The sequence below is a fragment of the Arthrobacter sp. K4-10C genome, from assembly GCF_059090085.1.
The window spans coordinates 284,555-297,954 of the sequence record NZ_JBNHFI010000003.1; the positions used below are offsets into that span (position 1 = coordinate 284,555).

14 protein-coding genes are annotated in these 13,400 nt (G+C 64.8%); 8 read left to right on the forward strand and 6 right to left on the reverse strand.

The annotated features are described in order from the left end of the window. The first annotated feature begins 36 nt into the window (after positions 1 to 36). Positions 37 to 1,275, forward strand: coding sequence for a hypothetical protein (locus AC5RUU_RS05855; protein WP_493974268.1), 1,239 nt, complete (start codon positions 37 to 39; stop codon positions 1,273 to 1,275). Between the two features lie 37 nt (positions 1,276 to 1,312). On the opposite strand, the gene AC5RUU_RS05860 is transcribed toward AC5RUU_RS05855, so the two are convergent. Beyond that, a complete protein-coding gene (locus tag AC5RUU_RS05860; RefSeq protein ID WP_493974269.1) occupies positions 1,313 to 1,741 on the reverse strand; it encodes a phage holin family protein in 429 nt (142 codons plus the stop codon). Positions 1,742 to 1,834: 93 nt separating this feature from the next. Here AC5RUU_RS05860 and AC5RUU_RS05865 point away from each other — a divergent pair, with 93 nt between their 5' ends. The 5 genes from AC5RUU_RS05865 to AC5RUU_RS05885 all read left to right on the forward strand — a co-directional run bounded on the left by AC5RUU_RS05865 (position 1,835) and on the right by AC5RUU_RS05885 (position 7,472). Further along, positions 1,835 to 2,953 carry a histidinol-phosphate transaminase gene (locus tag AC5RUU_RS05865; protein ID WP_493974270.1) on the forward strand — a complete coding sequence of 373 codons (1,119 nt, stop codon included), beginning with the start codon at positions 1,835 to 1,837 and terminating at the stop codon, positions 2,951 to 2,953. Positions 2,954 to 3,103: 150 nt separating this feature from the next. Then, the gene (gene pdhA, locus AC5RUU_RS05870) at positions 3,104 to 4,345 is read left to right on the forward strand and encodes a pyruvate dehydrogenase (acetyl-transferring) E1 component subunit alpha (RefSeq protein WP_493974271.1); all 1,242 of its coding nucleotides are present in this window, start codon (positions 3,104 to 3,106) and stop codon (positions 4,343 to 4,345) included. Further along, the gene (locus tag AC5RUU_RS05875) at positions 4,345 to 5,325 is read left to right on the forward strand and encodes an alpha-ketoacid dehydrogenase subunit beta (protein ID WP_493974272.1); all 981 of its coding nucleotides are present in this window, start codon (positions 4,345 to 4,347) and stop codon (positions 5,323 to 5,325) included. Before pdhA ends, AC5RUU_RS05875 begins: the two co-directional genes overlap by 1 nt. A gap of 7 nt (positions 5,326 to 5,332) precedes the next feature. Continuing rightward, a complete protein-coding gene (locus tag AC5RUU_RS05880) occupies positions 5,333 to 6,850 on the forward strand; it encodes a dihydrolipoamide acetyltransferase family protein (protein WP_493974273.1) in 1,518 nt (505 codons plus the stop codon). Between the two features lie 4 nt (positions 6,851 to 6,854). After that, complete coding sequence (locus tag AC5RUU_RS05885) at positions 6,855 to 7,472, forward strand: phosphatase PAP2 family protein (RefSeq protein ID WP_493974274.1); 618 nt, start codon at positions 6,855 to 6,857, stop codon at positions 7,470 to 7,472. Here the strand turns inward: AC5RUU_RS05885 and AC5RUU_RS05890 are convergent. From AC5RUU_RS05890 to AC5RUU_RS05910, 5 genes are all read right to left on the reverse strand, one after another. Then, complete coding sequence (locus AC5RUU_RS05890) at positions 7,451 to 7,798, reverse strand: hypothetical protein (protein ID WP_493974275.1); 348 nt, start codon at positions 7,796 to 7,798, stop codon at positions 7,451 to 7,453. The two genes, AC5RUU_RS05885 and AC5RUU_RS05890, sit on opposite strands and share 22 nt — an antisense overlap. Positions 7,799 to 7,950: 152 nt before the next feature. Further along, positions 7,951 to 8,379 carry a universal stress protein gene (locus tag AC5RUU_RS05895; RefSeq protein WP_493974276.1) on the reverse strand — a complete coding sequence of 143 codons (429 nt, stop codon included), beginning with the start codon at positions 8,377 to 8,379 and terminating at the stop codon, positions 7,951 to 7,953. A 46-nt stretch (positions 8,380 to 8,425) separates the two neighbouring features. Continuing rightward, entirely contained in the window at positions 8,426 to 9,715 is a 1,290-nt protein-coding gene (locus AC5RUU_RS05900) for an aminotransferase-like domain-containing protein (RefSeq protein ID WP_493974277.1), read from the reverse strand. A gap of 69 nt (positions 9,716 to 9,784) precedes the next feature. Continuing rightward, positions 9,785 to 10,300, reverse strand: a complete 516-nt coding sequence (locus AC5RUU_RS05905; protein ID WP_493974278.1) for a GerMN domain-containing protein — start codon at positions 10,298 to 10,300, stop codon at positions 9,785 to 9,787. A gap of 461 nt (positions 10,301 to 10,761) precedes the next feature. Continuing rightward, complete coding sequence (locus AC5RUU_RS05910) at positions 10,762 to 11,319, reverse strand: NAD(P)H-dependent oxidoreductase (protein WP_493974279.1); 558 nt, start codon at positions 11,317 to 11,319, stop codon at positions 10,762 to 10,764. Between the two features lie 121 nt (positions 11,320 to 11,440). On the opposite strand from AC5RUU_RS05910, the gene AC5RUU_RS05915 reads away from it, so the two are divergent. Together AC5RUU_RS05915 and AC5RUU_RS05920 are read left to right on the forward strand one after the other, a co-directional pair. After that, entirely contained in the window at positions 11,441 to 12,049 is a 609-nt protein-coding gene (locus AC5RUU_RS05915) for a TetR/AcrR family transcriptional regulator (RefSeq protein WP_493974280.1), read from the forward strand. 365 nt (positions 12,050 to 12,414) lie between these two features. After that, a complete protein-coding gene (locus AC5RUU_RS05920; protein WP_493974281.1) occupies positions 12,415 to 13,398 on the forward strand; it encodes an ABC transporter permease in 984 nt (327 codons plus the stop codon). Positions 13,399 to 13,400: the final 2 nt, after the last annotated feature.

The window sequence follows — 13,400 nt, forward strand, 5'->3', positions numbered from 1 at the left end:
CTCATATCCGGTGGCATTGGAGGAATCAGCTTCCAGTTGGAAGAGTTGGCCCTTGGAGCGGAGAAGCTGGATGCCCTGGCGTCGGCGCTCGGTGCCATCGAGTTTGAGGTACACCGCATTTGGAAGGATCTGTGCCCGTACCAAAACGAGCCGAGGACCACCGGAACTGCAGCACTCTACTCCGTCATGGATGCGCAGCGCAGCGTTCAGGCCGTCCGTACCGGGCTGCAACAGGTCAGCGACAAGGTCTGGGAGTGCAGGCGGGACTACGAAGCTGCGGAAGGATTCTCCCGCGCAAGCCGAAGCCTTGGGCTTTGGGATCCCTCGGTGGAACTTGAGAAGCATGCGGACTTTTGGCGGACGGGTTTCCTCAATGGCAAAGCGGCCGAGATGCTTGCCGGCGATTCCGTCTCGGCCTTGCCCTTGATCAAGGCCATCACCGAGGGAGCGGTGCCCGCGTCGGCGCCACGTCCCCTCACGGTACGGCAAGAGGAGTCCGTCCCTATTGATCTGGATGCTTCACCGGCAGGCCTGCTCGAGCGGGTCCGTCAGATCGATGCGCGCGGCAGTGGGTACGTGGAAGTCATAGAGGTGGATAACAACGCCGTCAAAACCTACGTCGTGGTTATACCGGGAACACAGATGGCGGATGCCGGCTCCGGGACCAATCCGTTCGGCCTTGGAGGCATAGCTGACGGGTTGGGCGGCAATTCTACCGGCATCAATACCGCTGTCCTTGAGGCGTTGCAGGAGGCGGGTGCGGAGAAGGGGGCTCCGGTAGTAGCTGTGGGGTACAGCCAGGGCGGTATCCATGCGATGAACCTCGCGGCCGACGAACGGTTCCGCTCGGAGTACGACATGAAGTACGTGCTGACAGCAGGGTCGCCCGTTGGCCGCATAACGCCCCCTCCGGAGGTCAGTACGCTCCACCTTGAACATCGGACCGATTGGGTTCCGGGGAGCGACGGTGCCCCCAACAGGGATGGCAGGAACCAGGTAACGGTCACAATGAATGACGACTTATATGTTCGGCCGGGGGAAGACGTCGGTTTGGGCCCTGGTCACAGTTTCGGCGGGTACCAGGAAGCCGCCCGGCTGGTGGCGGACAGCAACGATGCATCCCTGATGCAGTCCACTGCCGTGCTGGGCAGCGTCCTGGGGGCCGGCGGGGCGGCCACGGCCACCCGCTTCTCCCTGTCGAGGGCCAAGAGTCCCGCGTCCACGCCTACTCCACCTGATCCGCGCGGACACGAACGTGCCCATGGAGGCCGCTGAATCCTGCGGTACGTAAAAGGTCGGCGCCCGAAATGAGTTAGCGCTTCCGTCCTCCTGGCAGCACACCCGCCACCAGCGAGACCAGCGAAATGATGATTGCGGCCAGCACTGCGGTCCAGAAGAAGGAATCGATGCTGAACTCCACCGGCGTGTAACTGCTGATCCATGACGTCAGGTAGAGCATGGCTGCATTGATGACGATTGTGAACAGGCCCAGGGTCAGGATGGTGATCGGCAGGGCGAAGAATCTGACCAGGGGCCGGACAAAGGCATTCACAATGCCAAAGATGGCTCCGATGAACAGGTATGCCAGGACAAGCCCGATGGTGTCGGTGCCCTCGGTGACGCCGGTCTTCGCGACGGCCTCAGAGGTCGCCGAACCGGAAATTTCCAGGCCGGGCAGGACCCAACTCGCCACCCACAGCGCGGCGGCGTTGATGATGACCCGAAGAATGAAAGAACCCATGGACCAATGCTTGCACAGGGGGCTGAATGGGGGCTGGCAGCACACCACCTTCCGTCCCTGGCCGGCAGGGCGGAGAGAAGTAGGCTGGACTTCATGACGTCATCAGAGACCCTGGCCGGTGGAATCGCGCCGCGACCGGTGGTTGGCCAATTACCCCGCTATGCAGCAGGAAAGGCGGCTGCCCCCGTCCAGGGACTGGCAAGCTACAAGCTCTCCTCCAACGAGAACCCGCTACCGCCGATCCCTGCCGTCATTGACGCGATAGCGCACCAGTCGGACTTCAACCGATACCCGGACCCGCTCAGCAGCCGGTTGAGGGCGGCGCTCGCCGAATTCCTTGACGTCCCCGCGGACGACATCGTTACCGGGGCAGGCAGCCTGGGCGCCCTTAACCAGATCCTGGCTACCTTTGCCGGCCAAAATGACGACGGCAAGCCCGATGAGGTGATCTACGCCTGGCGTTCCTTCGAGGCCTACCCCATCAGCGTCGGACTCTCCGGCGCCCGGAGTGTCAGGATTCCCGTGACCTCTGACGGCCGGCACGATCTGGACGCCATGGCCGCAGCAGTGACCGCGCGCACCAAGGTAATCCTCCTGTGCACGCCGAACAACCCCACCGGTCCGGCACTTACAGCCGCCGATACCGAGGCCTTCATCCGCTCCGTTCCTTCAAGCGTGGTGGTGGTTATTGACGAGGCATACCAGGAGTTCGTCCGGGCAGGGGATGCTGTGGATGGCCTCGCCCTTTACCGCAAATACCCCAATGTTGCAGTGCTCCGCACGTTCTCCAAAGCCCACGGGCTGGCAGGGCTCCGGGTGGGCTACAGTGTGTCCAATCCCGGGCTCACCCAGTATTTGAGGGTGGCCGCGACACCGTTCGCCGTGTCGCAGATTGCCGAAAAGGCGGCAATAGTCTCCCTGCAAAATTTCCCGCAGGTTGTAGAAAGGGTACAAACCCTCGTAGACGAGCGGGCGAGGGTCATGGAGGGCCTGAAGGACCTCCGCTGGGTTGTGCCCGACGCCCAAGGAAACTTCGTTTGGCTGGCGTTGGGCGCTGAGAGCGCCCGTTTTGCAGAGCTAGCGGCAGCACAGGCCTTGTCCGTCAGGGCCTTCCCCGGTGAGGGTGTGAGGGTCAGCATCGGCGAGCAGGAGGCCAATACGCGCTTCCTGCAGTTGTGTGCGGACTATACAAACGCGCCGCAGCCTTCCTAGCGCTTAACAAGTAGTCCCGCGCCTACCTACTGAAGATAAAGTTAGGATCAGTAAGCCAATGTATATGCCCCAAGCGGAATGTATTCCGACCGAGGCATATATCCCAGCGACATTTGCATTGCATCCGGATGCGGCAAGCAAGGAGACGGTATGGGCACACATCTGCCTTCCACCGAGTTTGACGGAACAGCGGTAGACGACCAGCGCGAAGCTGACGCGGAAGCTGTCATGGGCGAGCCCCCTGCCCAGATGGTGCAGCTGCTGGGTCCCGACGGCAAACTGGGCACGGACCCGGTGTTCAGCGAGTACGCCAACAAACTGTCGCCCGAGGACCTGCGCGGACTGTATGCCGATATGGCCGCGATTCGCCGCTTTGACGTTGAGGCCACCGCCCTGCAGAGGCAGGGCCAGCTTGCGCTTTGGGTGCCGCTGACGGGCCAGGAGGCAGCCCAGATAGGTTCGGGCAGGGCAAGCCAGCCGCAGGACTACATTTTTCCCACCTACCGTGAACACGGCGTGGCGTTGACCAGGAAGGTGGACCTGGCTGAACTTCTGCGCCAGTTCCGGGGTGTGTCCAACGGCGGCTGGAACCCGAAGGACACCAACTTCCACCTCTACACACTGGTCCTGGCTGCCCAGACGCTCCACGCGGTGGGCTACGCCATGGGAATCCAGCGGGACCAAAAGCTGGCAGGAGCATCCGGTGTGGCGCGGCAGGAGCAGGATGCCGCCGTGATTGCCTACTTCGGTGACGGCGCCAGCTCCGAAGGCGACGTCCATGAGTCCATGGTCTTCGCCTCCTCCTACAACGCCCCTGTGGTGTTCTTTTGCCAGAACAACCACTGGGCCATCTCCGTCCCCACCAACGTACAGACCCGCGTTCCGTTGTCCAACCGTGCCAAGGGCTACGGCTTCCCCGGCATCCGGGTGGACGGCAATGATGTCATCGCCGTGCACGCCGTCACCGAGTGGGCACTGGAACACGCGCGGCAGGGCAAGGGCCCTGTCCTGATTGAGGCCTTCACCTACCGGGTCGGTGCCCACACCACCGCGGACGACCCCACCAAGTACCGCCATTCGGCCGAAGAGGACGCCTGGCGCGCAAAGGATCCCCTGCTCCGGCTGGAGAAGTACCTGCGTGCGGAGGGCCTGGCGGATGATGCCTTCTTTGCCAGGGTGAAGGCCGACGGCGACGAGCTCGCAGCGTATGTCCGGCGCACCACCCACGACCTTGAGACCCCCGACATCCGCTCCGCCTTCGCCAATGCCTACGCCGAGGCCCACCCCCTGGTGGCCGAGGAACTGGCATGGTTCGAGGAATACGCGGCCGGGTTTGCCGGTGAGGAACCCTCCCCGGAGCATGGACAGGCAGCAGCAAAGGCAGGCCACTGATGACCACCATGACCATCGCCAAGGCGATCAACCAGGGCCTCCGCGCCACATTGGCCAGCAACCCCAAGTCGCTCCTGATGGGCGAGGACATCGGCCCCCTGGGCGGCGTCTACCGCGTGACCGACGGACTGATCGCCGAATTCGGCCCCGATCGGGTGGTGGACACCCCGCTGGCTGAATCCGGCATCATCGGCACCGCCATCGGCCTTGCACTGCGCGGGTACCGGCCGGTCTGCGAAATCCAGTTCGACGGATTCGTCTTCCCCGGCTTCAACCAGATCACCACGCAGCTGGCAAAAATGCATGCGCGCAGCAACGGCAACCTCACCGTGCCAGTGGTCGTCCGCATTCCCTACGGTGGCGGCATCGGGTCCGTGGAGCACCACTCCGAGTCACCGGAGGCGCTGTTCGCCCACACGGCCGGGCTGCGGATCATCACCCCGTCCAACCCCCACGACGCCTACTGGATGATCCAGCAGGCCGTCGCGTGCCAGGACCCTGTGATTGTCTTCGAGCCCAAGCGCCGCTACTGGCTCAAGGGCGAAGTGGACGTGGAAACACCCGGCTCCGCCGCGGACCCGTTCAAGGCCCATGTCCTGCGCGAAGGCACCGACGCCACGATTGTGGCTTACGGCCCCCTCGTCCCGGTGGCCCTCGCGGCAGCGAATGCCGCGGAGGAGGACGGCCGCAGCGTGGAGGTTATCGACCTCCGGTCGATCTCGCCGCTGGACTTTGATACCGTCACTGCCTCCGTGCAGAAGACCGGGCGCCTGGTCGTTGCCCACGAGGCGCCCACCTTCGGCGGGATCGGCGGCGAGATCGCGGCGCGCGTCAGTGAGCGCGCCTTCCACTCGCTTGAAGCCCCCGTGATCCGCGTCGGCGGCTTCCACATGCCGTACCCCGTTGCCAAGGTGGAGGAAGACTACCTTCCGGACATCGACCGCATCCTGGAGGCGCTGGACCGCGCCCTCTCCTACTGAGGACACCATGACTCTCAACAAGTTCAACCTGCCCGACGTCGGCGAGGGCCTTACCGAGGCCGAGATCGTTTCCTGGAAGGTCAAGCCTGGCGACGCCGTCGCCATCAACGACGTCCTGTGCGAGATCGAAACGGCCAAGTCCATCGTCGAACTGCCGTCCCCCTTCGCGGGTACGGTCACGGAACTGCTGGTCCCCGAGGGGGTGACCATCGACGTCGGCACACCCATCATCAGTGTCAGTGATGAGGTGGCGGGAGACCCCACGCCCGCTGACGTGCGCGCCCCGGAAACGCTCGTGCAGCCTGTGTACGGGAAGCTGCCTGCCGACGCAGAGGGTGTGAAGGACGACGGCGGCGCCCAGGACAACGCCCCGGCCGCCGGTCCGCTGGTGGGGTCCGGCCCCAAGGCCGACGCCGTCAAGCGCCGTCCACGGAAAACGCAGCCCTCCGCCGCCGTGACGCTCAATGAGCCGGAGGTGGAACCGGTCCAGCCGCTCACGCCGGCTGCCGTGACCGCCGCGCCGCCGGTGACTGCCGGAAGCGCCGGCAGGCAGGCTCCCGTTCAAAGAGCCGGCGACGCCGTCGACAACCGTCCCACCCTGGGCGGCACCCTCACCGGCCTGGTCAACCGCGTCCTGGCCAAACCTCCAGTCCGCAAGATTGCACGTGACCTGGGCATCGACCTGGCGGACGTGGTGGCCACCGGTTCCCGCGGTGAAGTGACCCGGGAGGACCTGGTCAGCTACCAGGCCCAGCGCGACGCCGAGCTGGACAAGGCCGACGGCTTCTGGGGCAAGGCCGGCAGGCCGCAGGACCAGCGGATCGAACGGATTCCGGTCAAGGGCGTCCGCAAGGCCACGGCCAAGGCCATGGTGGAGTCGGCCTTTGCTGCGCCGCACGTCAGCATTTTCGTGGACGTGGATGCCAGCCGCACGATGGAGTTCGTCAAGCGGCTCAAATCGTCACGGGACTTCGAGGGGATCAGGGTTTCGCCGCTGCTCATCCTGGCAAAAGCCGTGATCTGGGCTGCTGCACGGAACCCCAGCGTCAATGCCACCTGGGTGGACAACGCCGACGGCGGTGATGCTGCTGAAATCCACGTCAAGCACTACATGAACCTGGGCATTGCGGCGGCCACCCCGCGCGGCCTGATGGTGCCAAACATCAAGAACGCCCAGGACCTGTCCCTCAAGGAACTGGCGCTGGCCCTGAACAACCTGGCCACCACTGCACGGGCGGGCAAGACTCAGCCTGCAGAAATGCAGGGCGGAACGCTGACCATCACGAACATCGGCGCCCTGGGCATCGATACCGGCACGCCCATCATCAACCCGGGTGAGGTGGCCATCGTCGCGTTCGGCACCATCAAGCAGAAGCCCTGGGTCCTGGACGGCGAAGTGATTCCGCGATGGATCACCACCCTTGGCGGCTCGTTCGACCACCGGGTGGTGGACGGCGACCTGTCCGCACGCTTCATGGCCGACGTCGCAGCCATCCTGGAAGAGCCCGCGCTGCTCCTGGACTGAGGACGTGGTCATCAACAGCAACGCCATCCGGGCGAAGAACAGGACGGCCAGATGGCTGACCGAGACGTTCCAGCCGCCTGTAGTGGTGAGCATCCAGCTGCTGATCAGTCCCCTCACGGAGGACGGGTTTCCCGAAACCATGGTGTACGGGGCGCTGGCTGCGTTGTTTGTCTGCGTGCTGCCACTGATCCTGCTGCTGGTTCTGGTGCGGTTCGGGAAAGTCACCGACCACCACGTCAGCGACCGGAAGCAGCGGGCGCCCGTCTTGCTGATGGCTCTGGGTTCGATCCTGGCCGGCCTGCTGGTCCTGGCGTCGGCAGGTGCGCCGAGCAGCGTGGTAGCCATGGTTCTTGCCGTGGTGGGCGGGGTGGTGGTCCTGGCGGTGGTGAGCCCGTTCTGGAAAATAAGCGGGCACGCTGCCGCCATCTCCTGTTCCGCCGTTATCGCCGTCCTGATGCTCGGCGCGGCATGGGCACCCGTGCTGCTGCTGATTCCGGCGGTCGGCTGGTCGAGGGTGGTACTGCGCGCCCACACCGTGGCTCAGGTGGTGGCAGGCTCACTCTTCGGGGGAGTGGTGATGGCGGGCATCTGGTGGATGCTTCAGGGCCTGATGGTGCCGTAGGACATGGTGGTGAGCATCTCCAGCGTGGCCGGGTCGGTGGTGGTCCCCAGGGCCACTGCCGCAGCGGTCATCAGGACACCCACGGCGGCGGCCATGCCGGCCCACGCGGTGAGAAGCTTCCAGTCCTCGCGCAGGACGCTCCGCACGGTTTCCGGAAGCTGAAGGTCCGGGGAAATGAGGTTCGGTGCGCTGTCCACGGAGCCGTCATCCAGCAGGGCCACGACAGTGCCGTTGCTGCGGTCGACGCGCATGGAGCAGATGTGGTTTCCGTGGCGGGCCAGGAGGATGTCGTGTCCTACGAGCTGGCGGCGCTGGAGAGTGATCAATGGTGCCCCTTGGTAGTGTGGTTCTCTTTTCCGCACCGTTGGGGCTTATCCAATTTTATCGTCGCGCCGAGGGCTTAACCGACGTGTGGGGCGTGAGAACGGACACCCCCCGCAGCGACGCTTGCCACCAGGGGGAGTGTCCGCGGTAACTCCTAGTCGGCGTCGTAGGTGTTGGCGATGTAGACGTCGCAGGGTGCGTTGTGTGCCACGCTGTTGGCCACGCTGCCCAGCACCCGGCCGATGCCCTGCATCCTGCGGTTTCCCACCACGATGATGCGGGCCTCTGTGCGGACTGCTTCCTTGATGAGCGCATCTGCCGGGCGGCCACGGGCAGCGGAATACGTCACGTTGACCCCGCCGCCGAGGGATTCCGCAACGGTGCGGGCCACCTGTTCGGCCGCATCGGCATCAGAGACGATCCACTGGTCGCTGCCGCTGCCAAACACCTCGGTCCGGTCGCTGTCGAAGGCCGAGACGACGTGGAGTGATGCGTCCAAGGCAGCGGCGAGGTCCCGCGCGGACTCGGCTGCCTTTTTGGCAGTTCCACTGCCGTCGACCCCAACAACGATGATTCCGCTCATGTATATGCTCCTTTGCTTGGTTTCTGCGGCACTGCTCAGGCCAACGCTACAGGGCGGAGATGGCTTCTTGAAGCACCGGCGCCAGGCGGCGAACCCCTTCGGTGATGGCTTCCGGAGGCACGGCACTGAAGGCGAGGCGCAGCTTGTTGGAAGGCTCGTCCGACGGCGTGAAGGCGGCACCGGGGATAAACACCACCCCGGCGTCAATTGCCTTGCGCAGCAGCGGGTACGTATCCAGTCCTTTTGGCAGCGTCACCCAGACAAAGAAGCCGCCCTCGGGGCTCGTCCAGGTTGTTCCTGCCGGCATGTACTCCTTCAACGCGGCCAGCATCGCCTGGCACCGCTCGGCGTAGAGGCCCCGGTAGGTCTCGATCTGGCCCTTCCAGTCGTAGTCCCTGAGATACGCGGAGACCAGCATCTGGTTCAGGGCCGGCGGGCAGAGCGTGACGGACTCGGCGGCAAGGTAATACCGGCGCTGCAGGTGTTCCGGCACCAGTGCCCAGCCTATGCGCAGGCCGGGGGCGAAAATCTTGGAGAACGAACCCATGTAGATCACATCGTCGGGATTTCCGGCACGCAGGGGAGCCAGAGGTTCGCCTGTATACCGCAGAAGACCGTAGGGGTTGTCCTCAAGGATCAGGATATTAGCGTTACGGCATATGTCCACGATCCGCTGCCTGCGCTCCCTGGCAAGGGTTATTCCGGAGGGGTTGTTGAAGTTCGGGATGGTATAGAGGAACTTAATGCTTTTGCCCGAGAGCTGGAGCGCCGCAATCTTGGCCTCCAGGAGTTCCGGCACCAGGCCGGACTCGTCCATCTCCACGGTTTCCACCCGGACCTGGTAAGCCTCGAAGGTGTTAAGGGCGCCAACATAGGTGGGGTCCTCAACCAGTACCACGTCACCCGGGTTGCAGAACACCTTAGTGGCCACATCCTGGGCCGACTGTGAGCCGGCGGTGATCACCACATTCCGTGGAAGCGCGTCCAGGATTCCCTCCGCAGCCATGACGTCGCAGATCTGCGTCCGCAGTTCCTCTGTCCCCTGTCCGGTCCCGTACTGCAGGGCAGTGAGGCCGTCCTCCGCGATGATCCGCGCGGCGGTGGCTGCCAGGCGGTCCAACGGCAAGGACTGGAGGTAAGGGCTTCCGCCGGCGAGGGAAACCAGGCCCGGGCGCATGGAGATGTCGAAGACATCCCGCACGGCGGACTGCCGGATGTTGGCGGCGCGCTCCGAAAAGAGTTCCTCGTGACGATGGGCCGACGTTGCGGCCCGCTCGATCGCATCTATTGCTTCCGCTGGCAGCGTCCCTGCTGCATCGATTGTTTCGTGGCTCACACCGACAGGATACAGCCGACAGTTGCCTCAAATGCAACATTCGTTGTTTCAGAACGACCTGTCCGGCCGTCAGTCCTGCCTCAGCGCTTCGGCCAGGCTCTGCCCGTTCACGTAGATCTCAGCCCGGATGGCACCCACTGCGGCTACCGCTGTCTGGGTGAGTTGCGCCTCAACGCGGGGGAGGTCGCATGCGCCGCCCAGGCTGAGGGTCCCGGCAAGGTAAACCGTCACAGTAGTACCGTCGAAGGTGCCTGACAGGAACTTCAGCCGGGAATTCTCCAGCGCATTGTAGACTTCCGGTCCAAACCCAACTGCCGCGCCGGTTGTATCCTCCTCTTCGAGCAGGGCGCCAATCGCGGCCGGCAAGGGTTCGTCGGTATCCTGCGCCGCGCGGTCCACGCCCACCAGGCTGTCGTTGCAGCCGAAGCGGACGCCGTTGCTGCCGCCGTCGTCCAGAAGCACGTAGTATGCGGTCGCGGTGCGTGGTGCTGCCGGGGTGCCGGCAACGCTTTCGGGCGCCGTGCCCGGGGTTGGGGTTGCCGTTGCCCGCCCCGTCTCAGGCGTGGGCAATGCTTCCGGTTGCACTGGCGGCGCTGGAGGAGCGGCCGTCGGTTCGCCCGTGTGTGTGCTGGACGAGGGAGGTTCGAATCCCGTTCCTGCCGGCGGCGCCTCCTGGGGTTGCGGCGCCGGGGCTCCCGGTGGTGGTGCGGCTGTCGCGCTGCCCGGGAGACCAAGTGGGAACGGTTCTCCGCCGGGTGCGGCCGGTGCGGGGTTTGTGCAGGCGCCCAGCAGCAGCGGAAGCGCCAGGCAGGCTTTTGCCATCCCGCTCCAGCCCTGCCGACGCCTTCCGGCGTTCAATGCTGCTGCTGCCATAACTGCACCGCGATCCGTTCCGGTACGTTCCGTGGATTAACGTTACGGCGCTCATTTCCGGCGCGTATGTCCGGGAGGTACCGGTTGGGACAAGAGTTGGTCACGGCGGTACCTGCATGCGGCAGCGCCCGGTCCGCGGGACTGCGTACCGGGCGCTGGGGCCGGCCGTGCGTCTAGGCGGCGGGTGCCGCTGCGGCGAGTGCGTCGAGGACGCCCTTGATCTGCTCAACCACCTCGGCGTCATCCTTGGGGTGAACCTCGGCGAACCGGACCATGGAGCCGGGAACGGCGAGCTTGACGTCCTCCAGGACCTGGGCGCCCGCGATGCCTACGGCCTTGCGGGCCTCATCCTGCGCCCAGACGCCGCCGTACTGGCCGAACGCGGTGCCGACGACGGCGGTGGGCTTGCCGGCCAGCGCGCCGGCGCCGAAGGGGCGCGACAGCCAGTCGATGGCGTTCTTCAGGGCTGCCGGAACGGTGCCGTTGTGCTCGGGGGTTACCAGGAGGACGGTGTCAGCTTCGCTGGCCGCGGAGCGAAGGGCGGCGGCAGCGGCAGGAACCTTGCCTTCGACGTCGATGTCCTCGTTGTAGAAGGGGATGTTTCCCAGGCTATCGTGAATGACCACGTCCACCTGCTCGGGGGCGTTGAGCTGGATGGCCTCGGCCAGTTTCTGGTTGGTGGATTCGGCGCGCAGGCTGCCGACGAGTGTCAGTACGGTGCTCTTGGTCATGAAAACTCCTGGGATAGTGGCAGCGGTGGCCCGCACGCCGGTTCTGCTGTGGCTGGTCATGCCTTACACCACACTAAACGGACTGCGGTCCGTTTGTATTCCCGGGGCTAGAATGACGCTTGTGAGCTCCATCCCACTGCGGCCGGGAATGACGCCGGCGACCGCCGCTGAACGCAGTGACGCCGCCCGTAACCGGGAGCGGCTGCTGGTGGCCGCGCGGGAACTCATCAAGGAGTGTGGCGCCAAGGGCCTGACCATGGACCGGCTCGCGGAGCGCGCCGGAGTGGGCAAGGGGACCGTGTTCCGCCGTTTTGGCAGCCGGGCCGGTCTTCTGCTGACGCTGCTGGACGACTCGGAAGCTGCCTTCCAGGCGCGCTTCCTGTTCGGACCGCCGCCCCTGGGTCCCGGTGCCCCCGGGCTCGACCGGCTGATTGCCTTCGGAGCAGGGCGGATCGCGTACGTTGTGGAGTTCGGTGACCTGGTGCTGGCGGCGGAGAACGCTTCGCGTGGCCGGCCTGAGGTGCCGGCAGAGGTGCTCCGGCACCGGCACGTCGAAGTGCTGCTCCGGGACGCGGGATGCGATTCCGATCCGTGGCTGATGGCGGGGTCGCTGAGCGCCACCCTCGATGCCGTCAGGCTGCTCAACTTGGTCCGCGTGCACGGCATAACCGCTGACAGGCTGGCGGCTTCCTGGGAAGACCTGGTCACGCGGGTGGTAAAAGGAGCTTAGAGCGGGCGGTCACAAGCCTTACCGTTTAGTCAAATTAACTTCACAGACCATTCATAACGATTTGATACGGGCGGATAGTTTCCCCGGCATTCAGCGGCATTTTGAGTTGGGGCCTGTGGTAGTTTCCTCTGGAATGTGACCCGCGACATAGCTCACCAAAACTGCCCGTCAAGGGCTGCGGGACGCCAACCACCAGCTGGCAAAGGACCCGGCGAAGCGGCACAACTCCCGCTGATCCGGTGAGGACGGAAGGATCTTGCTCGTGACTGTAGATTTGCCTGGCATCCCAGTCCGGAGGGGGGCGCAAAGGCCCCAAGCCGGGTGCCGTTCCGCTGCCCCGCCCGCGGTGGCGAAGCGGAAGTAGCGTGCTCAGGTATCTCGGGAGGCGCGGCCTCACCTACGTCATCATGATCTTCCTGACCACTTCGGCGGGCTACTTCCTGGCTGTCAGTTCCCTCAAGCCTGCTCTCCTGGAACAGGAACGCATCCCGCGCCCCACTCCCGAACAGGTGGCCACTTCCATGCGCCTGAAGGGGCTCGACCCGGACCTCAGTCCCTGGGAGCGGTACGTGGACTGGCTGACCGCCATTGTCACCCGCTGGGACTGGGGCAGGAGCCCCAACGGTGCCTACATCAACGCCGAATTCGGGGACAGGGTGTGGATCTCCACCAGGTTGTTCCTGGCATCCATCATCCTGACCCTGGTCATCGGCGTGGCCCTGGGAGTCTACTCCGCCGCCCGGCAGTACAAGTTCCAGGACCGGGTCATCACCTCCTACAGCTACCTCGCGTACATCGTGCCCGCACCCATTGCCTATTTCCTGGTGCAGCTTGGGGCCATCAACATCAACGAGTCCGTGGGGGAACGCATCTTCTTCGTCACGGGGATCTCCACCCCAGGGGTGGAACCCGGCTGGGCACAGTTCACGGACATGCTGGCGCACTATGCAGTTCCCACAATTGCCATCACCCTGGTGGGTTGGGGTTCCTACCAGATCGCCCAACGCCAGTACCTGCTGGACAACGTAAACGCAGACTTTGTCCGGACGGCGCGCGCCAAGGGGCTGAGCCGCAACCAGGCCATCGCCCGGCACGCCCTCCGCGTTTCCTTCATCCCGGTGGCGCAAAGCATCGCCTTCACCATCCCGGCCATCTTTGCCGGCGGATTCTTCGCGGAGAAGATCTTCGCCTGGCCGGGAGTTGGTTCCTGGAGCATCGACGCAATCTCGCTTCAGGATGTCAACGCCGCTACCGCTACCCTCGCCTACGGCTCGGTCATTTTCGCCCTTGGGGCCATCCTGGCCGACTTCGCCACCACACTGGTTGACCCGAGAGTGCGGGTGCAGTAGCC